Origin of the sequence: Streptomyces sp. Ru71, from assembly GCF_002920535.1 — a bacterium.
GTDB lineage: Bacteria > Actinomycetota > Actinomycetes > Streptomycetales > Streptomycetaceae > Streptomyces.
On sequence record NZ_PQSS01000003.1, the window covers coordinates 185,199 to 204,126 of the forward strand.

The window sequence follows — 18,928 nt, forward strand, 5'->3', positions numbered from 1 at the left end:
GGCCGTTCCCTTCTTCGGAAAGCTGCCCTATTTTGACGGACCGTCAGATAGGGCGAGCCGTCGGAGGGCAGCGACCGTGGACTTCACCTTCACCGAGGAGCAGCAGGCGGCGGCCGAGGCGGCGTGCGGGGTGTTCGCCGGTGTCGCACCGGACCAGGTCCCCTCGCCCGCCGTCACCCGGGGCGCCGTCGCCGAGGGCCTGGACCGGGCGCTGTGGGCGCGGCTGGCCGGCGCCGACCTGCTCGGCCTGCTGCTGGACACCGAGCACGGCGGGGCGGGCCTGGACGCGGTCGCGCTGTGCCTGGTGCTGCGCGAGGCGGCGAGGGTGCTGGCACGGGTACCGCTGCTGGAGCACAACGCGGCCACCTGGGCCGTACAGGCCCACGCCGCACCGGAGGTGAAGGCGGACCTGCTCGCCCGGGCGGGGCGGGGCGAGCTGGTGCTCACCGTCGCCGCGCACGGCCGCACCGGACACGACCCGGCCGAACTCGCCGTGACCGCGCGTCACGAGGACGGCGCCGACTGGGTGCTGGACGGGGTGCAGACGGCGGTGCCGTGGGCGTACGACGCCGAGGTGACCGTGGTGCCCGCGCACACGGACGCCGGGCGTGCCGTTCTCGCCCTGCTGCCCCGTGGACAGGCGGGCGCCGAGCTCGCCGAGCAGGTCTCCACGACCGGCGAGCGCCTCGCGGAGCTGCGGCTGCGCTCGGTACGGCTCCCGGCCCGGCACGTGATCGACGCCGACGGCGCGTGGGAGCGGCTGCGGCTGCTGCTGGCCACCGGCACCTGCGCGCTGGCGCTCGGTCTCGGTGAGCGCGTGCTGCGCATGACGGCCGACTACACCGGCAAGCGGGAGCAGTTCGGGCATCCGATCGCCACGTTCCAGGCCGTCGCCGTGCAGGCCGCCGACCGCTACATGGATCTGCGCGCGATGGAGGCCACGCTGTGGCAGGCCGCGTGGCGGTTCGACTCGGGCGTGCCGGGCGCGCTGCCGCTGTCCGGTGACGTGGCCGTCGCCAAGATCTGGGCGGCGGAGGGCGTACGCCGGGTGGTGCAGACGGCGCAGCATCTGCACGGCGGCTTCGGTGCCGACGTCGACTACCCGCTGCACCGCTACCACGCCTGGGCCAAGCACCTGGAGCTGTCCCTGGGCCCGGCCGCGGCCCACGAGGAGACGCTGGCCGAGATGCTGGCGACCCACCCGCTCGGCTGACGCGCGCCGCGCGGGCCCCCACGCGTCCAGGCCTACAGCACGTGTCCGGGCTTGCCCTCGTCCGTGATCACCGGGCGGCCGGCGGCAGCCCAGACCTGCATGCCGCCGTCGACGTTCACCGCGTCGATGCCCTGCTGGACCAGATACATCGTGACCTGCGCGGACCGGCCGCCCGAGCGGCAGATCACATGGACGCGGCCGTCCTGCGGCACGGCCTCGGTCAGCTCGCCGTAGCGGGCCACGAACTCGCTGATCGGGATGTGCAGGGCAGCCGCGGCATGGCCCGCCTGCCACTCGTCGTCCTCACGGACGTCCAGCAGGAAGTCGCCGTCCTTGACGTCCCCGACCTCGACCGTGGGCACTCCAGCTCCGAAACTCATGCCCCCGACGCTACCGGACGCGCCCGGCGCTACTCCGGTCCGACCAGCGTCGCCAGCTCCGCCTCGCGCACGGCGATGTCCTTCTCCAGCTGCCCGGCGATCTCCACCAGCAGGGCGTCGGGGTCGTCCGGCGCGAGCCGCAGCATGGACCCGATCGCGCCCTCCTCCAGCTCCCGCTGGAGCACGGTGAGCAGTTCCTTGCGCTGGGAGAGCCACTCCAGGCGGGCGTACAGCTCCTCGCTGCGGCTGGGCCGGCGCTCCGCGGGCACCGGGCCCGCGGCCCACTCGGCGGCCAGCTCCCGCAGCTCGGCCTCGTCGCCACGGGCGTAGGCGGCGTTGACGCGGGTGATGAAGTCCTCGCGCCGCACCCGCTCGTCCTCCTCCTGCGCCAGGTCCGGGTGGGCCTTGCGGGCGAGCTCCCGGTACAGCCGGCGGGCCTCCTCGCTGGGCCGCACCCGCTGCGGCGGCCGGACCGGCTGATCGGTGAGCATCGCCACCGCCTCCGGGAACAGCCCGGAGTCGTCCATCCAGCCGTGCATCAGCTCCTCGACGCCGGGGATCGGCTCCAGCCGGGCCCGCAGCTCCCGCGCCCGGCGCAGGTCCTCGGGGTCGCCGGTGCGGGCGGCCCGCGCCTCGGCGATCCGGGCGTCCAGTTCCTCGATGCGGGCGTACATCGGGCCGAGGCGCTGATGGTGCAGCCGGGAGAAGTTCTCGACCTCCACACGGAAGGTCTCCACGGCGATCTCGTACTCGATCAGCGCCTGCTCGGCGGCCCACACGGCCTGCTCCAGGCGCTCCTCGGGGCGGGACTGCTCGGCTTCCGGGGTCGTCACCCGTCCAGCCTAGGCGCTGCGGGCGCCCGGCACCGGGGCGGGTGCTGCGATGCCGCTCCCTCCCCCGCGCCGCGGGGTACGGCCGGCCCCACCCGGCCGGTCACGCCCCAGGCCGGTCACACTCCAGGCCGGTCACGCCCCAGGCCGGTCACGCCCGAGGCCGGTCACACTCCGGGCCGGTCACACCCCCAGCTCCGCCGCGACCCTCCCCGCCCGTACCGCCGCCACCAGATCCGCGTGGTCCGCCTCCGTGCGGTCGGCGTAGGCGACGGCGAAGGCCGCTATCGCCTCGTCCAGTTCCTCGTTCTTGCCGCAGTAGCCGGCGATCAGGCGCGGGTCGGCGCTGTGGGAGTGGGCGCGGGCCAGCAGCGCGCCGGTCATCCGGCCGTAGTCGTCGATCTGGTCGGCGGCGAGGGCGGCCGGGTCCACGCTGCCCTTGCGGTTGCGGAACTGCCGGACCTGGAAGGGGCGGCCCTCGACGGTCGTCCAGCCCAGCAAGATGTCGCTGACGACCTGCATCCGCTTCTGGCCGAGCACCACCCGGCGGCCCTCGTGGTCCACCTCCGGCACCTCGAAGCCGGCCGTGGCCAGATGCGGCACCAGCGCCGACGGCCGTGCCTCCTTCACCTGGAGCACGAGCGGCTCACCGCGGTGGTCCAGCAGCAGCACCACGTACGAGCGCGTTCCCACGCTGCCGGTGCCGACGACACGGAAGGCGACGTCGTGCACCGCGTGCCGGGCCAGCAGCGGCAGCCGGTCCTCGGACAGGGTGCCCAGATAGTCCTCCAGCGACGCGGCCACCGCAGCCGCCTCGGCGTCCGGTACCGGCCGCAGCACCGGCGGCGCCGGGACGAAGCGGCGCCCGCCGTCCCCGGTCGGCTCCGTCGACTTCGCCGCGAACCGGCCACTGGTGTTGGCCCGCGCCTTCTCCGAGACCCGCTCCAGCGTGCCGAGCAGATCGTGCGCGTCGGTGTGGGAGACCAGCTCCTCGTCGGCGATGGCGTTCCACGCGTCCAGCACCGGCAGCTTCGCCAGCAGCCGCATGGTGCGCCGATAGGCGCCCACCGCGTCGTACGCGGCCGCCCGGCAGGTGTCCTCGTCGGCGCCGGCCTCCCGGCCCGCGAGCACCAGCGAGGCGGCGAGCCGCTTGAGGTCCCACTCCCAGGGGCCGGGCACGGTCTCGTCGAAGTCGTTCAGGTCGATGACCAGTCCGCCGCGCGCGTCGCCGTACAGGCCGAAGTTCGCCGCGTGCGCGTCGCCGCAGATCTGGGCGGTGATCCGGGTCAGCGGGGTGCGGGCGAGGTCGTAGGCCATCAGCCCGGCCGAACCGCGCAGGAACGCGAACGGGGTGGCCGCCATCCGGCCCGCCCGGATCGGCGTGAGCTCGGGCAGCCGGCCCTGGTGGGACTCCTCCACCGCGCGCACCGCGTCCGGCCGGCCGGCATCGAGGTCGGGCGCGGCGTGCGCCCGGCGCGGCACCGCGCGGCGCAGCGCCTTGCCCTCCTCCTTCGCCGAGGCGGCCGCGGGCCACTCGGCGAAGCCCCGCACCCGGGGAAGCCGCCGGACCGCAGAGGGCACCTGCCCGGCCCCCTGGGCGCACGCACCCGACCCCTCGGACACCACCGCAACCGTCTCGGTCACCGCGACCGCCTCCCCCGCACACGAGCTGCACGAACATCAACGCGTGCCGACCGTACCGCCGGTGGCCGAATCCCGTCAGACCCTGTGGACGACTCGGCGGTTGTGGACAACCCGGGCACCCCTCGGACGTTATGGTCAACTCGCCCGACGCAGCCGCCGTTTGCCCGAGGGGAACCCATGGCCTCGCACGACACCTACGACAAGCTGATCGCCCTGCTCGACGAGCGCGGGGCCGACTACCGGGTGATCGAGCACGAGAGCGAGGGCGCCACCGAGGCGGTCAGCCGGCTGCGTGGCCACGACCTGGCCCAGGCCGCCAAGTGCATCATCGTCATGGTGAAGATCGGCAAGAAGGAGAAGCGCTTCGCGCTGGTCGTCGTACCCGGTGACAAGCGGGTCGACGTGGCGGCGGTGAAGGCCCTGTACGGCGGCACCTACGCGTCGTTCGCCACGCCGGAGATCGCCGAGGAGCTGGCTGGTTCCGCCAGCGGCACCATCCTGCCGTTCTCCTTCGACGAGCGGCTGGAGCTGATCGTCGACCCCGCCCTGCTGACCCACCCGGAGTTCTACTTCAACGCGGCCCGCCTCGACCGCTCCCTGGCCCTGTCGACCGAGTCCTACCGGGAGATCGCCGAGCCGCGCCTGGAGCCGGTCGCCCAGGACTGACCCGTCCCGGACCCGTGTTCCGGCCGACCCCCGTCCGGGGACCGGCCTACCCGGACGGCGTGAACGCGGGACCGGCCTACCCCGACGGCGTGAACGCGAGCACCATCCCCAGCCCCACCAGCACGCTCCCGATCACCTTGTTGAGCACGGCCTGCCGCCGCAGCAGCCGGGCGCGCAGGTGCTGCTGGGAGAAGAACAGCGCGACGAGGGCGAACCACACCAGGTGCGCCACCGACATGAACAAGCCGTATCCGATCTGCTGGACGACCGGGGTGTCGGCGCTGACGACCTGTGTATAGGTGCTGAGCACGAACAGCATCGTCTTCGGGTTGAGGGCGTTGGTGAAGAACCCGGTCCGCAGCGCCCCCGCCCCGGACAGCGTGGCGTCGGCGGACAGGTCGATGTGCAGCTGGGCTTTCGCGACGAACGTCTTGTATCCGATGTAGACGAGATAGGCGGCGCCGACGAGTTTCATCACCGTGAAAAGCAGCGGCGTCCGCGAGACGAGCAGCCCCACGCCGACCATCGTGTAGGTGACGTGGACCAGGACGCCGAGCGAAATTCCGACGGCCGCGAGGATTCCGGCACGCCGACCGTAGAGATAACTGTTGCGGACGGTCATCGCGAAGTCCGCTCCGGGGCTGATGACAGCCAGAACGGTGATGACCGCCACGGCGATGATCTGACCCATGTACCCGTGTTTCTGTCGCGACCGGCAGGACCAATACCGCAACGGGGCGCCCGCCGCCGGTCGGCGGGCGCTCCCGCAGGGACGTCAGGCGCCCTTGTGACGGTAGGTGATCACCAGGACGTCACGGGAGGCGGGCCGGTCCGCCTGCAGCTGCTGGATCGGCGAGACCCCGTGGTAGACGCGCTCGTCGTTGACCAGGGCCAGGTCGAGCGGGTCGGTGAGGGTGAACTTCTCCAGCGGCTCCTTGTCCAGGTTGAAGATGGTGCTCTCGCCGCCGCCCGCGTTGGACCGGCCGATCATCGCCATCAGCACGAAGGTGACCCCGTCCCGGTGCACCCCCTCCGGCGTCGGCTTGCCGACCTCCTCGCCGTTCACCTCGATGCGGAACTGGTGGGCCTCGATGTGCCAGGCCGAGTAGGGCGCGAGCCTGCCGAAGAGGTCGCAGCCCAGCGTGACCAGGCTGTCCATGGTCGAGCCGCGCAGCACGGTGTCCTCGAACGGCTCGTAGTGCCGGGCGATGCCGCCGTTGAGGTTGTTGTAGTCCAGCGTCTGGTAGTGCGGCTGGTGCGCCTCGACACGGTACGCGCCGCCGCCCCTCGGCGCGCTCAGCGTGGCGTGCCGGCGGCGCCGGTAACGCCCGCCGTCGGCCATGTAGCCGTCGAGCGGCATCCGGTTCCAGCTCTCGCGGAAGTCCTCCAGATCGTCCAGCGCCTTTTCGGAACGCGAGCGGAGAAGGTCGGCGACGTGCTCCCCGGAAACAAGGCCGTAGCTTTTGTCGGAAAGCGACACGGCGAGTTCTTCGATTCGGTCGTGGTACTGCGAAGACATTTGTTTCCCCCTGGCCATCGTGGTCGATACCGCCGTAGATCATGAACGGCGACTCGTGAGCATGTCAACGAAAACAGGGAACTGTTTACGCTCCCTTCGTGTGCACGGCCCTTTTCGGCCACTGGCCGAATTCCGGGGATTGACGAATTACCGCGAGCGCTTTTCGGCCCACCGGCGGACCGGAAAATCCGGGTGACCCCACCGGCCCCCGCGGTGTACACACACCCCATGACCGCACCCCGGAAGATGCACGAAGGAGAAGCGCACACCGACCCGGACCTCGTCCGCCGCCTGGTGCGGGGCCAGTTCCCCCAGTGGGCACACCTGACCGTCACCCGCCTCGCCTCCGGCGGCACGGTGAACGCGATCTACCGTCTGGGCCCCGGCCTGACCGTCCGGCTGCCGCTCCTGCCGGGCGGCGCCGAGTCCCTGGACGACGAGGCCCGCCGGCTGTCCCGGCTCGCCCCGCTGCTGCCCGTGCCGATCCCCGAGGCCGTCGCCCTGGGCGAGCCCGCCGAGGGCTACCCGTACCGGTGGGCCGTCCACCGCTGGCTGGACGGCGAGGTCCTCACCGAAGGCACCGGGAGCAAGGAACTGGCCCGCGACCTGGCGTCCTTCGTCACCGCCCTGCGCGAGGTCCCCGTCCCCGGCGGCCCCCCGGCCTACCGGGGCGCCCCCCTGCGCACCGCCGACGCCGAGACCCGCTCCTGGCTGGAGAAACTGCGCGCCACCGGCGAACCCTTCGACACCGACGCGCTCCTGACCGCCTGGGAGACCGCGCTGCAGACCCCGGAGTGGACGGGTCGGCCCCGCTGGACCCACTCCGACCTCATGCCGAGCAACCTGCTGGGCGCGGACGGCCGGCTCACCGCCGTACTCGACTTCGAAACGGCCGGCGTGGGCGACCCGGCCGTCGACCTCATCCCGGCGTGGAACCTGCTGACCCCCGCCGCCCGCCAGGTCTTCCGGGACGCCGTCGACGTGGACGACGCCACCTGGGCCCGCGGCCGCGGCTGGGCGCTGTCCATGGCGGTGACACAACTGCCGTACTACCGGCACACCAACCCGGTGATCTCCGCCAACGCCCGCTATGTGCTGCGCCAGATACTGGACAGCCGCTGAGAGCTTCCTCACATGAGCGGCAACACCGTACATACGACGAGAGGCCGGTCGTTTCCGACCGGCCTCTCGCCTTCTGTGCGCGAGGGGGGAGTTGAACCCCCACGCCCTTGCGGGCACTGGAACCTGAATCCAGCGCGTCTGCCTATTCCGCCACCCGCGCATTGGGTGTGTCCTCCGGCTCCGTTCCTTTCGGCCCGGCGCCTTCCGACACCCAGAACATTAGCACGTCGTCCGGGGTGGATTCACATCCCTTCCGCCAGGCCCCACCTCACGCCCCGTCCGCCCCGCCGCGCACCCCTGAGCAGCGCCGCCCGCCACGCCCTCACGTCTTGGCCCCGCCCCCGGCACGTATCAACCCTGTACCGGTCACGGCCGTCCCCCCTGAAGGGGACCGGGACGCGCAGCCGGGTGCGGGACACTGGTTTGCGGCCGCCTCTACGATCCTGGGCAGAAGTACCCCGCGCGGGGTACGAGGCAACAGATGGGAAGGGCAGCGTCGACACCCGTCGACCGGGCCGACAGGGGGAACCAGCCGATCGACCGGCGCGTGGATACGATCAGTAAGCAGTACCAGGCAAGGCAGTGCCCGCACCGCGGGAAGCAGGACGGCAGGAACGACGGAGGAGGTGCCCCATGGGAGTCCTGAAGAAGTTCGAGCAGCGTCTCGAAGGTCTGGTCAACGGCACCTTCGCCAAGGTCTTCAAGTCCGAGGTCCAGCCCGTGGAGATCGCCGGAGCGCTCCAGCGCGAGTGCGACAACAACGCGACGATCTGGAACCGCGACCGCACCGTCGTACCCAATGACTTCATCGTGGAGCTGAGCGCGCCGGACTACGAGCGCCTGAGCCCCTACTCCGGGCAGCTCGGCGACGAGCTGGCCGGCATGGTGCGCGACTACGCCAAGCAGCAGCGCTACACCTTCATGGGCCCGATCAAGGTCCATCTGGAGAAGGCCGACGATCTCGACACCGGCCTGTACCGGGTGCGCAGCCGCACGCTCGCCTCGTCCGCCAGCCAGCAGGCGCCCGGCGCCCCCGCGGCAGGCCAGCAGGCCGGCGGATACGGCTACCCGCAGCCCGGCCGGCCCGCCGCGCCCGCCGGAGCTCCCCCCATGCCGTCCGCCCCGCCGCCCGGCGCCCGCCCCGGCGGTTACGGCTACCCGCAGCCGTCGAGCCCCCAGCGGCCGACGGCCGCCGCGGCACCGATGCCCGGCGGACGCACCCGCTACTGGATCGAGATCAACGGCACCCGCCATCAGATCTCCCGCCCGACGCTGGTGCTGGGCCGCAGCACCGACGCCGACGTGCGGATCGACGACCCCGGCGTGAGCCGCCGGCACTGCGAGATCCGGACCGGAACGCCCTCGACGATCCAGGATCTCGGATCCACCAACGGCATCGTGGTGGACGGGCAGCACACCACCCGCGCTACGCTCCGCGACGGCTCGCGGATCGTCGTGGGCAGCACCACCGTTATCTATAGGCAAGCCGAAGGGTGAAGCGGGGGCAATGTCAGAGCTGACCCTCACGGTCATGCGGCTGGGTTTCCTGGCCGTCCTGTGGCTGTTCGTGATCGTGGCCGTGCAGGTCATCCGCAGCGACCTGTTCGGAACGCGCGTCACCCAGCGCGGCGCCCGACGGGAGGCCGCGCGGCCCCAGCAGGCCCAGCGGCAGGCGCCGCCGCCCCAGCGCCAGCAGGCGAGCGGCGGGCGCCAGCGCCGTAACGCCCCCACCAAGCTCGTGGTGACCGAGGGCACCCTCACCGGCACCACCGTCGCGCTGCAGGGCCAGACCATCACTCTGGGCCGGGCGCACGACTCGACGATCGTGCTGGACGACGACTACGCCTCCAGCCGCCATGCCAGGATCTACCCGGACCAGGGCGGCCAGTGGATCGTCGAGGACCTGGGCTCCACCAACGGCACGTATCTCGACCGGACGCGGCTGACGACCCCCACGCCGATCCCGCTGGGTGCGCCGATCCGCATCGGCAAGACCGTCATCGAGCTGCGGAAGTAGTACGACAATGAGCGAGCGGAGCGAGCACGCAGCGGCGGTTCACACCCCGGACCCCGGCGCGCTCCCGACCGGAGGGTGGGCAGTGTGGCTCGACACGACCGGCTGCATGCGGAGCCGACGGGCGAGGTGGGCATGAGTCTGTCACTGCGCTTCGCCGCCGGATCGCACAAAGGAATGATCCGCGAGGGCAACGAGGACTCCGGGTACGCGGGTCCGCGGCTGCTCGCGATCGCCGACGGCATGGGCGGCCAGGCCGCCGGTGAGGTCGCCTCCTCCGAGGTCATCTCCACCATCGTCGCCCTCGACGACGACATCCCCGGCTCCGACATCCTCACCGCGCTCGGCGCCGCCGTGCAGCGCGCCAACGACCAGCTGCGGCAGATGGTCGAGGAGGACCCGTCCCTGGAGGGCATGGGCACCACGCTCACCGCCCTGCTGTGGACCGGGCAGCGCCTCGGCCTCGTCCACGTCGGCGACTCCCGCGCCTACCTGCTGCGCGACGGCGTGCTCACGCAGATCACGCAGGACCACACCTGGGTGCAGCGCCTGGTCGACGAGGGCCGCATCACCGAGGAAGAGGCCACCACCCACCCGCAGCGCTCCCTGCTGATGCGCGCCCTCGGCAGCGGCGACCACGTCGAGCCGGACCTGTCGATCCGCGAGGTGCGGGCCGGCGACCGCTATCTGATCTGCTCCGACGGGCTGTCCGGAGTCGTCTCCCACCAGACGATGGAGGACACCCTCGCCAGCTACCAGGGCCCGCAGGAGACCGTGCAGCAGCTCATCGAGCTGGCGCTGCGCGGCGGCGGCCCCGACAACATCACCGTGATCGTCGCCGACGTGCTGGACCTGGACACCGGTGACACGCTCGCCGGGCAGCTGTCCGACACCCCGGTCGTGGTCGGCGCCGTCGCCGAGAACCAGCACCACCAGGGCGACAGCAACGGCATCATGCAGACCCCGGCCGGCCGCGCCTCGGGACTCGGCCGGCACGGCGGCGGGGGCGGCGAGTTCGGCCCGCCCGGCTCCGGCGACACCACCGGCTTCATCCCGGCCGGGAGCTTCGGCGACTGGGACGAGGGCGACTTCGCCAAGCCGCGCAAGAGCCGCAAGTGGCTCAAGAGATCGCTGTACTCGGCGCTGGCGCTGGCCGTCATCGGCGGCGGCCTGTACGGCGGCTGGCGCTGGACCCAGACCCAGTACTACGTCGGCACCAAGGACGAGCACGTCGCCCTGTACCGCGGCATCAACCAGGACCTGGCCTGGGTGTCGCTGTCCGAGGTGGAGAAGGACCACCCCGAGATCGAACTCAAGTACCTGCCGCCCTACCAGCAGAAGCAGGTCAAGAAGACGATCGTCGAGGGCGACCTGGCGAACGCCCAGAAGAAGATCGACGAGCTCGCCGTGCAGGCCTCCGCCTGCAAGAAGCAGGCCGAGCGCAACGCCGCCGAGAGCGAGCACAACGCGCGGACGGGCGAGGGCGAGGCCGGAGGCACCACGGGAACCACTCCCGCCTCCTTCACGTCCAAGGTCACACCGACCCCATCGGCCACGGGAACCCCCAAGGCCCCGTCCACCTCACCGACCCCCACCGCCACTCCCAGCCCCGGCCCCAGCCTCTCGGAGGAAGAGCAGAAGGTCGTCTCGCTGTGCGGTAAGCAGTAGGCAAGCCGTGAGAGGCCCTGTCACACGATGAGCAGTACTACCAACACGTCGACGCACCACACGTCCACGATCGGCTCCATCGGCACGCCGAGCCGACGCAACACCGAGCTCGCGCTGCTGGTGTTCGCCGTCGCCATCCCGGTGTTCGCCTACGCCAACGTCGGACTCGCGATCAACGACGAGGTGCCCGCCGGGCTGCTGAGCTACGGCCTCGGCCTCGGTCTGCTGGCCGGCGTCGCCCACCTCGTCGTCCGCAAGTTCGCGCCGTACGCGGACCCGCTGCTGCTGCCGCTGGCCACGCTGCTCAACGGGCTCGGCCTGGTCGTCATCTGGCGCCTGGACCAGTCGAAACTGCTGCAGTCCATCAAGCAGGCCGGCACCGCCGCGCCGCGCCAGCTGATGTACACCGCGATGGGCATCGCCCTGTTCATCGTCGTGCTGATCTTCCTCAAGGACCACCGCGTCCTGCAGCGCTACACCTACATCTCCATGGTCGGCGCGCTGTTCCTGCTGCTGCTGCCGCTGGTGCCGGGCCTCGGCCAGAACATCTACGGCGCCAAGATCTGGATCTCCGTCGCCGGCTTCTCCATCCAGCCCGGTGAGTTCGCCAAGATCGTGCTCGCGGTGTTCTTCGCCGGCTATCTGATGGTGAAGCGGGACGCGCTCGCGCTCGCCAGCCGCCGCTTCATGGGCCTGTACCTGCCGCGCGGCCGTGACCTCGGCCCGATCCTGGTGGTCTGGTTCATCTCGATCCTCATCCTGGTCTTCGAGACCGACCTCGGCACCTCCCTGCTGTTCTTCGGCATGTTCGTGATCATGCTGTACGTCGCCACCGAGCGGACCAGCTGGATCGTCTTCGGTCTGCTGATGTCCGGCGCCGGCGCGGTGGGCGTGGCGAGCTTCGAGCCGCACGTCCAGCAGCGTGTGCAGGCCTGGCTCGACCCGATGAAGGAGTACACGCTCTCCCGGCAGGGCGTCGCCGGCCACTCCGAGCAGGCGATGCAGGCGCTGTGGGCGTTCGGCTCCGGCGGCACCCTCGGCTCCGGCCTCGGCCAGGGCCACAGCGACCTGATCCGGTTCGCCGCCAACTCCGACTTCATCCTGGCCACCTTCGGCGAGGAGCTGGGCCTGGCCGGCATCATGGCGCTGCTGCTGATCTACGGCCTGATCGTCGAGCGCGGCGTGCGCACCGCCCTCGCCGCCCGCGACCCCTTCGGCAAGCTGCTCGCCATCGGCCTGTCCGGCGCGTTCGCGCTGCAGGTGTTCGTCGTGGCCGGCGGTGTGATGGGCCTCATCCCGCTCACCGGTATGACGATGCCCTTCCTGGCGTACGGCGGTTCCTCCGTCATCGCCAACTGGGCGCTGATCGGCATCCTGATCCGGATCAGCGACACCGCGCGCCGCCCGGCACCCGCACCCGCCAGCAACCCCGACGCCGAGATGACCCAGGTGGTCCGTCCGTCATGAACAAGCCCCTGCGACGCATCGCGATCTTCTGCGGCCTGCTCGTCCTCACCCTGCTCATCCGCGACAACTGGCTGCAGTACGTCAAGGCCGACTCGCTGGCCGGCGACAAGGACAACCGCCGCGTCACCATCGCCCGCTACTCCACCCCGCGCGGCGACATCATCGTCGACGGCGCCCCGATCACCGGGTCGGCGAAGACGAGCACGACCGGGCTGAACGACCTGGAGTTCAAGCGCACCTACAAGAACGGCCCCATGTGGGCGCCGGTCACCGGGTACGCCTCGCAGGCCTTCGGGGCCAACCAGCTGGAGTCCATCGAGGACGAGATCCTCAGCGGCACCGACGACCGCCTGTTCTTCCGCAACACCCTCGACATGGTCACCGGCAAGGAGAAGCAGGGCGGCAACGTCGTCACCACGCTCAACGGGGCCGCGCAGAAGGCCGCCTACAACGGCCTGAAGAAGCAGGGCGGCAAGGGCGCCGTGGTCGCGCTGGACCCGGCCACCGGCAAGATCCTCGCGCTCGCCTCCTACCCGTCGTACGACCCGTCGGCCTTCGCCGGGAACACCGACGACGACGCCAAGGCCTGGCAGAAGCTGCAGAAGAAGGACAACCCCAGCGACCCGATGCTGAACCGGGCGCTGCGCGAGACCTACCCGCCGGGCTCCACCTTCAAGGTCGTCACCGCCGCGGCCGCGCTGGAGAACGGCCTGTACCCGGACGCCGACACCAACACGCGCTCGCCGCTTCCGTGGGTGATGCCGGGCACCACGACCGAGCTGAAGAACGAGGGCAACATCCCCTGCGAGAACGCCACCATGCGTGAGGCGCTGCGGGTGTCCTGCAACACCGTCTTCGGCAAGATCGGTGCCGACCTCGGCAACGACAAGATGCTCGCGGAGGCCAAGAAGTTCGGCTTCGACGCCGAGCAGTTCACGCCGGTGCGCTCCAGCGCCTCCGTCTTCTCCGACGACATGAACAAGTCGCAGACCGCGCTGTCCTCCATCGGCCAGTTCAACACCGCCGCGACGCCGCTGCAGATGGCCATGGTCGCCTCCGCGGTCGCCAACGACGGCAAGCTGATGAAGCCGTACATGGTCGACAAGCTCCAGACGTCGGGCGTCGACACCCTGGAGCAGACCGACCCGCAGGAGCTGAGCCGGCCGCTGTCGTCGAAGAACGCGCAGATCCTGCAGTCGATGATGGAGACCGTGGTCAAGGACGGCACCGGCAAGAACGCGCAGATCGACGGCGTCACCGTCGGCGGCAAGACCGGTACCGCCCAGCACGGTGTGGAGAACAGCGCGAACCCCTACGCCTGGTTCATCTCCTACGCCAAGCTCGCCGACGGCAGCTCGCCGGTCGCGGTCGCCGTCGTCGTCGAGGACGAGAACGCCAACCGTGACGACATCTCCGGCGGCGGTCTCGCCGCCCCCATCGCCAGGAGCGTGATGGAGGCGGTCATCAACAGCAAGAAGTGACGTCGTTCACGTCGTCCGCACAAGGCCGCACGATGCGATACCGGTCCTGTATCGGGTGACGGGCTCGGCCGGGTCACACCAACCGATCCGGGTACGGTAGGCCGGACGACAGCCTCCGGCCGCACGGGCGTGCCGGTCGGGACCGATGGAGAGGGCTGGTAGGTAGCTATGGAAGAGCCGCGTCGCCTCGGCGGCCGGTACGAGCTGGGCCAGGTGCTCGGCCGTGGTGGCATGGCGGAGGTCTACCTCGCGCAGGACACCCGCCTCGGCCGCACGGTGGCGGTGAAGACGCTGCGCGCGGACCTCGCGCGCGACCCGTCCTTCCAGGCCCGCTTCCGCCGGGAGGCCCAGTCGGCCGCCTCGCTCAACCATCCCGCGATCGTCGCGGTCTACGACACGGGCGAGGACTACATCGACGGGGTCTCGATCCCGTACATCGTCATGGAGTACGTCGACGGCTCCACCCTGCGTGAGCTTCTTCACTCCGGCCGCAAGCTGCTGCCGGAGCGCGCGATGGAGATGACCGTCGGCATCCTCCAGGGCCTGGAGTACGCCCACCGCAGTGGCATCGTCCACCGCGACATCAAACCGGCCAACGTCATGCTGACCCGCACCGGCCAGGTGAAGGTCATGGACTTCGGCATCGCCCGCGCCATGGGCGACTCCGGCATGACGATGACGCAGACCGCGGCGGTGATCGGCACCGCGCAGTACCTGTCGCCGGAGCAGGCCAAGGGCGAGCAGGTCGACGCGCGCTCCGACCTGTACTCGACGGGCTGTCTGCTCTACGAACTCCTCACGGTGCGCCCGCCGTTCGTCGGCGACTCCCCCGTGGCCGTGGCCTACCAGCACGTACGGGAAGAACCGCAGGCCCCTTCGGTCTTCGACCCCGAGATCACGCCCGAGATGGACGCGATCGTGCTGAAGGCACTGGTCAAGGACCCGAACTACCGCTACCAGTCGGCCGACGAGATGCGCGCCGACATCGAGGCCTGCCTCGACGGCCAGCCCGTCGCCGCCACCGCGGCCATGGGCTCGGTGGCCTACGGCGGCTACCCCGACGACCAGCCGACGACCGCGCTGCGCTCGGACGGCGGTCCCGCCGGGGCGACGACGATGCTGCCGCCGATGAACCCGGACGACGGGGGCTACGGCTACGACGACCGTCCGGACCGGCGCCGCCAGAAGAAGTCCAACACGTCCACGATCCTGCTGGTCGTCGCGGCGATCCTGGTCCTGGTGGGCGCGATCCTGATCGGCAAGTACATCTTCTCGGGCAGCGGCGTCGGCAACGACAAGGTGCCGGTGCCGCAGTTCATCGGCCTGTCGCAGGCGCAGGCACAGAAGATCGCCGAGAACTCGGACCTGAAGCTGTCGGCCACCGAGAAGCCCTGCGAGGACCAGGCCAAGGGCAACATCTGCTCGCAGGATCCGGTGGCGAAGACCGAGGTCGACAAGAACAGCACGGTCAACATCGTGGTGTCCACGGGCGCCCCGAAGGTGGCCGTGCCCAGCGTGCTCGGCAAGAGCTTCGACGACGCCAAGGCGCTGCTGGAGGGCGACCAGTACCAGTTCAAGGTCGAGAAGAAGACCGAGGTCTCCTCCGAGGCCGAGGGCACGGTTCTCGACCAGAACCCCAAGCTCGGTGAAGAGGTCGAGAAGGGCTCCACGGTCACCCTCACCGTCGCCAAGGCGGAGGAGAAGGCGACCGTCCCGGACGTCGTCGGCCAGTCCTGTGACGCCGCCAAGGCCCAGATGCAGGCCAACGACCTGACCGGCAACTGCACCGAGCAGGAGACCCAGGACCAGAACCAGGTCGGCAAGGTCATCTCGACCACGCCGCAGGCCGGCTCCCAGGTCGACAAGGGCTCCTCGGTCCAGATCGTCGTCGGCAAGGCCCCGCAGAACCAGCAGGTCCAGGTCCCGCCGGTGCAGAGCCAGAAGCTGAAGGACGCCAGGAAGGCGCTGGAGGCCGCCGGCCTCACCGTCGGCCAGATCTCCGGCTCCGACGACGACAACGCGATCGTCATCGGCTCCAACCCGCCGCAGGGCTCCACGGTCAACAGGGGCCAGACGGTCGACCTGTTCACCATGGGCGGCGGGGGCAACAACGGCGGCAACAACGGCGGCGGTACGCAGTTCTTCGGCGGCGCCACCGGCGGATAGCCCCGCACGCGGCACCGACCCCGCTGACACGGCGAGAGCCCCGGCCCCCTTTCGGGGGGGCCGGGGCTCTCGCCGTCCGGAGAGGCTGCCGGGCTCCTTGCCCTGGCGTCAGCCGGCCAGTTCCTTCGGCGGGGTGCGTGCGCTGTCGACCCTGTCCACCCGGACCAGCTCGCCCCACACCACGTAGCGGTAGCGGGAGGTGTAGACGGGGGTGCAGGTCGTCAGCGTGATGTAGTGGCCCGGCTTGGTCCTGCCGGACTCCTTCGGGACCGGGGTCAGGACGTCCACGTTGTACTTCGACGTCTCGGGCAGGACGGCGTACACCTTGTAGACGTACCACTTGTCCTTCGTCTCGAAGACGATCGGGTCGCCCTGCTTCAGCTTGTCGATGTTGTGGAACTTCGCGCCGTGGCCGTCGCGGTGCGCGGCGAGGGTGAAGTTGCCCTCCTTGCCGGTCATGGGCAGCGTCGCCTTGACCGGGTCGGTGTAGTAGCCGGCGACGCCGTCGTTGAGGACCTTGGTGCTGGTGCCCTTCTCGACCAGCACCTCGCCGTTCTTCATCGCCGGCACGTGCAGGAAGCCGATGCCCTCACCGGTGTCGAGCGCGCCGGGCCCGGTGTCCTGCTCGGCCCAGTGCTCGCGCACCTTGTCGGCCTGCCGGCCCGCCGCCCGGTCGGCGACGACGTTCGTCCACCACAGCGAGTAGACGACGAACAGGCCGAGTACCAGGCCGGCCGTGATGAGAAGCTCACCGAAGACGCTGACCGCCATGGCGATCCGGCCGGTGCCCCGGCGACGCCCCGCCGGTCGAGGGGACGACGTCCCGGTGTCCTCTGCGGTCGCTGCCACTGTCCCTAGCCCTAACTGACGAGCGCATCCGGCTTGCCCTTGCTGCGCGGCCGTTCCTCGACCATCTTGCCCCAGACGATCAGCCGGTACTTGCTCGTGAACTCCGGCGTGCATGTCGTGAGGGTGATGTACCGGCCCGGTGCGGTGAAACCGGAGCCCGGCGGGACGGGGTCGAGCACGCTGGTGTTGCTGGGCGAGGTCACCGGCAGCGTCGACGTCATCTTGTACACGTAGTAGGTGTCCTGCGTCTCGACGACGACCTCGTCGCCCGGCTGGAGCCGGTTGATGTAGCGGAACGGCTCGCCGTGGGTGTTGCGGTGGCCGGCCAGTCCGAAGTTGCCGGTCTTGTCGCCCGGCATCGCCGTCTTCAGCGGAGCCTGCCCGTAGTGGCCGACCATGCCCTTGTCGAGCACCCGCTTGTTGCTGACGCCCTCGGCGATCGGCACGACCACGTCCAGCTTGGGGATGTGCAGGAGGGCGAAGCCCTGGCCCGGTTCGAAGACGCCCGGGCTGCGTTTGCCGTCCGCCCAGTCCTGCTGGAGGCTGTTCGCCTCCCGGCCGGCCTGCGCGTGGGCGCGCACGTTCGTCCACCACAGCTGGTAGGTGACGAACAGCAGCATCAGCACGCCGGTCGTGATGAACAGCTCGCCGATCACCCGGCTCGCGATGACGCCGGGACCGGGCTTGCGCGCCTTGGCGAGCCGGCGGGCCTCGACGCGGGAGCGGGGGGCGGGGGGCTGCTCGTCCTGCGCGGCCTCCCGTCGGCCGGCGGCGGGGCCGTGCCGGCCGCCGCGACGGCGCTTGGCGGCCTTTCTGCGGGCCGCTCGGCCGCCGGGTGTGACTTGGGTGGCACGCGAGGCTGAAGGGGCCTCAGAGGCCGGTATGGCGGCGGAGGCGCCACCCCGGTCGGGCCCGGGCGGCGGGTCCACGCGCAGCGCCACTGTCTCGTCGGACAGCGGCGCATAGGGTCCGTAGGTCTGGGGGGCGGCCTGGGGGGCGACCCCTTCCTCCCGGTACGCCCCGTCCTGCGCCCCGTACGGCGACGTGCCGTGGGACCCGTACGGCTCCGCGCCGTACGAGTCCTCGCGCTCGGGGCGCAGCGCGGTCACGCCGTGGCCCTGCCCACCACCGGGGCGAGCCCCGTCGACCTCGCCACCGCTCCCTTGTCGCCGCACTCGACCAGCCAGTTGGCCAGCATCCGGTGCCCGTGCTCGGTCAGCACCGACTCCGGGTGGAACTGCACACCCTCGACGGGCAGTTCACGGTGGCGCAGGCCCATGACGATGCCGTCCTGGGTGCGGGCCGTGACCTCCAGCTCGGCGGGCACCGTCTGCGGCTCGGCCGCCAGCGAGTGGTAGCGGGTCGCGGTGAACGGGGAAGGCAGTCCGGCGAAGACACCCCGGCCCTCGTGCTCGACCAGCGAGGTCTTGCCGTGCAGCAGCTCGGGCGCCCGGTCCACGACACCGCCGTACGCCACCTGCATCGACTGCATGCCCAGGCACACGCCGAAGACCGGGACGCCGGTCGCGGCGCAGTGCCGGACCATCTCGATGCAGACGCCGGCCTCCTCGGGCTTGCCCGGGCCGGGCGACAGCAGCACGCCGTCGAAGCCGTCCTGGGCGTGCGAGGTCGCCACCTCGTCGTTGCGCAGCACCTCGCACTCGGCGCCCAGCTGGTAGAGGTACTGCACCAGGTTGAAGACGAAGCTGTCGTAGTTGTCGACGACGAGAATGCGCGCGCTCACTGGTTGTCCACCGTCACATCGTTGAAGGGAAGCAGCGGTTCGGCCCACGGGAAGACGTACTGGAACAGGATGTAGACCACGGCCAGGACGAGCACGATCGAGATCAGCGCCCTCACCCACGCGTTGCCCGGCAGATGCCGCCAGATCCAGCCGTACATGCCGTCC

At 70.8% G+C, this 18,928-nt stretch carries 18 protein-coding genes and 1 tRNA gene; 9 read left to right on the top strand and 10 right to left on the bottom strand.

Annotation, left to right across the window (positions count from 1 at the left end; genetic code table 11):
• Positions 1-76: 76 nt before the first annotated feature.
• Positions 77-1,213 carry an acyl-CoA dehydrogenase family protein gene (locus C3489_RS03335; protein ID WP_103779659.1) on the top strand — a complete coding sequence of 379 codons (1,137 nt, stop codon included), beginning with the start codon at positions 77-79 and terminating at the stop codon, positions 1,211-1,213.
• Between the two features lie 32 nt (positions 1,214-1,245).
• On the opposite strand, the gene C3489_RS03340 is transcribed toward C3489_RS03335, so the two are convergent.
• The 3 genes from C3489_RS03340 to C3489_RS03350 form a co-directional block, all read right to left on the bottom strand.
• Complete coding sequence (locus tag C3489_RS03340; RefSeq protein WP_103779661.1) at positions 1,246-1,575, bottom strand: rhodanese-like domain-containing protein; 330 nt, start codon at positions 1,573-1,575, stop codon at positions 1,246-1,248.
• A 47-nt stretch (positions 1,576-1,622) separates the two neighbouring features.
• Positions 1,623-2,426, bottom strand: coding sequence for a hypothetical protein (locus C3489_RS03345; RefSeq protein ID WP_103779663.1), 804 nt, complete (start codon positions 2,424-2,426; stop codon positions 1,623-1,625).
• A gap of 180 nt (positions 2,427-2,606) precedes the next feature.
• On the bottom strand, positions 2,607-4,049 hold the full coding sequence (locus C3489_RS03350) for a DUF2252 domain-containing protein (RefSeq protein WP_374936716.1): 1,443 nt from the start codon (positions 4,047-4,049) through the stop codon (positions 2,607-2,609).
• A 195-nt stretch (positions 4,050-4,244) separates the two neighbouring features.
• On the opposite strand from C3489_RS03350, the gene C3489_RS03355 reads away from it, so the two are divergent.
• The gene (locus tag C3489_RS03355; RefSeq protein WP_103779664.1) at positions 4,245-4,733 is read left to right on the top strand and encodes a YbaK/EbsC family protein; all 489 of its coding nucleotides are present in this window, start codon (positions 4,245-4,247) and stop codon (positions 4,731-4,733) included.
• Between the two features lie 76 nt (positions 4,734-4,809).
• Here C3489_RS03355 and C3489_RS03360 read toward each other — a convergent pair whose 3' ends face one another.
• Entirely contained in the window at positions 4,810-5,424 is a 615-nt protein-coding gene (locus tag C3489_RS03360; RefSeq protein ID WP_103779666.1) for a LysE family translocator, read from the bottom strand.
• An 84-nt stretch (positions 5,425-5,508) separates the two neighbouring features.
• Complete coding sequence (locus tag C3489_RS03365) at positions 5,509-6,213, bottom strand: 2OG-Fe dioxygenase family protein (protein WP_258054540.1); 705 nt, start codon at positions 6,211-6,213, stop codon at positions 5,509-5,511.
• Between the two features lie 267 nt (positions 6,214-6,480).
• On the opposite strand from C3489_RS03365, the gene C3489_RS03370 reads away from it, so the two are divergent.
• Entirely contained in the window at positions 6,481-7,374 is an 894-nt protein-coding gene (locus C3489_RS03370; RefSeq protein ID WP_258054541.1) for an aminoglycoside phosphotransferase family protein, read from the top strand.
• A 76-nt stretch (positions 7,375-7,450) separates the two neighbouring features.
• Here C3489_RS03370 and C3489_RS03375 read toward each other — a convergent pair.
• Positions 7,451-7,534, bottom strand: a tRNA-Leu gene (locus tag C3489_RS03375).
• Between the two features lie 473 nt (positions 7,535-8,007).
• Here C3489_RS03375 and C3489_RS03380 point away from each other — a divergent pair.
• From C3489_RS03380 to pknB, 6 genes are all read left to right on the top strand, one after another.
• Positions 8,008-8,871 (top strand): DUF3662 and FHA domain-containing protein, encoded by an 864-nt coding sequence (locus C3489_RS03380; RefSeq protein WP_103779670.1) that lies wholly within the window; start codon positions 8,008-8,010, stop codon positions 8,869-8,871.
• 10 nt (positions 8,872-8,881) lie between these two features.
• Entirely contained in the window at positions 8,882-9,391 is a 510-nt protein-coding gene (locus C3489_RS03385; RefSeq protein WP_103779672.1) for an FHA domain-containing protein, read from the top strand.
• A 132-nt stretch (positions 9,392-9,523) separates the two neighbouring features.
• The gene (locus C3489_RS03390) at positions 9,524-11,056 is read left to right on the top strand and encodes a Stp1/IreP family PP2C-type Ser/Thr phosphatase (RefSeq protein WP_103779816.1); all 1,533 of its coding nucleotides are present in this window, start codon (positions 9,524-9,526) and stop codon (positions 11,054-11,056) included.
• Positions 11,057-11,083: 27 nt separating this feature from the next.
• Complete coding sequence (locus C3489_RS03395; protein WP_103779673.1) at positions 11,084-12,523, top strand: FtsW/RodA/SpoVE family cell cycle protein; 1,440 nt, start codon at positions 11,084-11,086, stop codon at positions 12,521-12,523.
• A complete protein-coding gene (locus C3489_RS03400) occupies positions 12,520-14,004 on the top strand; it encodes a penicillin-binding protein 2 (protein ID WP_103779675.1) in 1,485 nt (494 codons plus the stop codon). Before C3489_RS03395 ends, C3489_RS03400 begins: the two co-directional genes overlap by 4 nt.
• A 168-nt stretch (positions 14,005-14,172) precedes the next feature.
• Entirely contained in the window at positions 14,173-16,170 is a 1,998-nt protein-coding gene (gene pknB / locus C3489_RS03410) for a Stk1 family PASTA domain-containing Ser/Thr kinase (RefSeq protein WP_103779677.1), read from the top strand.
• A gap of 108 nt (positions 16,171-16,278) precedes the next feature.
• Here the strand turns inward: pknB and C3489_RS03415 are convergent, their stop codons facing one another.
• The 4 genes from C3489_RS03415 to C3489_RS03430 are packed head-to-tail and all read right to left on the bottom strand — an operon-like array spanning position 16,279 to position 18,921.
• Positions 16,279-17,019, bottom strand: a complete 741-nt coding sequence (locus tag C3489_RS03415) for a class E sortase (protein ID WP_103779679.1) — start codon at positions 17,017-17,019, stop codon at positions 16,279-16,281.
• Positions 17,020-17,030: 11 nt separating this feature from the next.
• Positions 17,031-18,128 (bottom strand): class E sortase, encoded by a 1,098-nt coding sequence (locus C3489_RS03420; protein WP_103779681.1) that lies wholly within the window; start codon positions 18,126-18,128, stop codon positions 17,031-17,033.
• Positions 18,125-18,763: an aminodeoxychorismate/anthranilate synthase component II gene (locus tag C3489_RS03425; protein ID WP_103779683.1), complete on the bottom strand. Its 639-nt coding sequence runs from the start codon at positions 18,761-18,763 to the stop codon at positions 18,125-18,127. The genes C3489_RS03420 and C3489_RS03425 overlap by 4 nt, the downstream gene beginning before the upstream one ends.
• Positions 18,760-18,921 carry a hypothetical protein gene (locus C3489_RS03430; RefSeq protein ID WP_103779685.1) on the bottom strand — a complete coding sequence of 54 codons (162 nt, stop codon included), beginning with the start codon at positions 18,919-18,921 and terminating at the stop codon, positions 18,760-18,762. The genes C3489_RS03425 and C3489_RS03430 overlap by 4 nt, the downstream gene beginning before the upstream one ends.
• Positions 18,922-18,928: the final 7 nt, after the last annotated feature.

Bases quoted from the DNA above. Each gene is read 5' to 3' on its own strand.
- C3489_RS03400 (WP_103779675.1), top strand. From the start codon at position 12,520: ATGAACAAGCCCCTGCGACGCATCGCGATCTTCTGCGGCCTGCTCGTC.
- C3489_RS03430 (WP_103779685.1), bottom strand. From the start codon at position 18,921: ATGTACGGCTGGATCTGGCGGCATCTGCCGGGCAACGCGTGGGTGAGG.
- C3489_RS03370 (WP_258054541.1), top strand. From the start codon at position 6,481: ATGACCGCACCCCGGAAGATGCACGAAGGAGAAGCGCACACCGACCCG.
- C3489_RS03385 (WP_103779672.1), top strand. From the start codon at position 8,882: ATGTCAGAGCTGACCCTCACGGTCATGCGGCTGGGTTTCCTGGCCGTC.
- C3489_RS03390 (WP_103779816.1), top strand. From the start codon at position 9,524: ATGAGTCTGTCACTGCGCTTCGCCGCCGGATCGCACAAAGGAATGATC.
- C3489_RS03360 (WP_103779666.1), bottom strand. From the start codon at position 5,424: ATGGGTCAGATCATCGCCGTGGCGGTCATCACCGTTCTGGCTGTCATC.
- C3489_RS03355 (WP_103779664.1), top strand. From the start codon at position 4,245: ATGGCCTCGCACGACACCTACGACAAGCTGATCGCCCTGCTCGACGAG.
- C3489_RS03395 (WP_103779673.1), top strand. From the start codon at position 11,084: ATGAGCAGTACTACCAACACGTCGACGCACCACACGTCCACGATCGGC.
- pknB (WP_103779677.1), top strand. From the start codon at position 14,173: ATGGAAGAGCCGCGTCGCCTCGGCGGCCGGTACGAGCTGGGCCAGGTG.
- C3489_RS03380 (WP_103779670.1), top strand. From the start codon at position 8,008: ATGGGAGTCCTGAAGAAGTTCGAGCAGCGTCTCGAAGGTCTGGTCAAC.